We start from the raw sequence: 894 nt of genomic DNA, 5'->3' as shown, positions 1-894 counted from the left end.
GGTCCGAACGGTCCCGAGGGTCCAGCCGAGCACGCGGGTCCGAACCGGCACGTGGGTCGGGGTTGCCACGGCGGCGCTGCCCGTCGGTGGACCGGGGCAGCAGACCGGTGGCGGCCGCGTCCGGGGAACTCCCGAAGCGCCGCTCGGGAGGGCCGGGCTCCCCTGCGGCGGGCGGCGCTCCCGCGTCCGCGCGCGTGGGATCGCCGCCGCCGCGCGCCGCGGCTCGGGCGGCGGCGCGGGCCGCGCGGCCGCCGGTGGCTCCGCTGTGCCGCCCACCCACGGGCGGAACCAGGGCTCGACGCATCGACGTCGTGCCGGGCGCCGGCGGGGCACCAGGCGGGGCGGACGGTACCGAGGCGGGTGGCCCCGCCGGCGCGTACCCGGGCGGGGGCGACCCCGGAGCGGCGGATCCGGGCGCGGCGGCCGGGCCGGGCAGATAGGCGGTGGGCGCGGCCGGCCCGGGGCGGCCGGAGCCGTTGGGCCCGCGGCCGCGGCCGTACAGGGCGCCGGGCGGGCCGTAGCCGTCGTCGCCAGGCGGGCCGGCGCCACGGGCGGACTCCGGATAACCGGGTCGCGGCGGATAGCCGGGCTGGGATGGTTGACCGGAATCAGCCGGATAGCCGGGCCGGGAAGGACCGTAGCCCGCGTCGGTCGGGCCGTAACCCGTGTCCGTCGGGCCGTACTGGCCGGGCCGCCCCTGGGAACGGGATCGTCCCTGCGCGCCGTCGCCACTGGAGCGAGGGTGGGGAGGCGGGCGCTGATCCTCCTCCCAGCCGGCCCGTCGCGCACCGTCCGTCACCAGACGACCTCCGATCCCGAGCCGCTGCACGCATATCTTCGTCCCACCGGTGTACCACGGATTTGCCAGGACGTTGCGCGCGCCTAGCCCAGGGC

1 pseudogene is annotated in these 894 nt (G+C 79.4%); it reads right to left on the bottom strand.

The features are described 5' to 3' along the window. Nucleotides 1-799, bottom strand: a pseudogene (locus G6R24_RS21165) (hypothetical protein); the annotation flags it as partial. Nucleotides 800-894: the final 95 nt, after the last annotated feature.

Origin of the sequence: Candidatus Frankia nodulisporulans (assembly GCF_902806475.1) — a bacterium.
GTDB classification, from domain to species: domain Bacteria; phylum Actinomycetota; class Actinomycetes; order Frankiales; family Frankiaceae; genus Frankia; species Frankia umida.
This window is presented reverse-complemented; position numbering and strand designations above follow the sequence as displayed.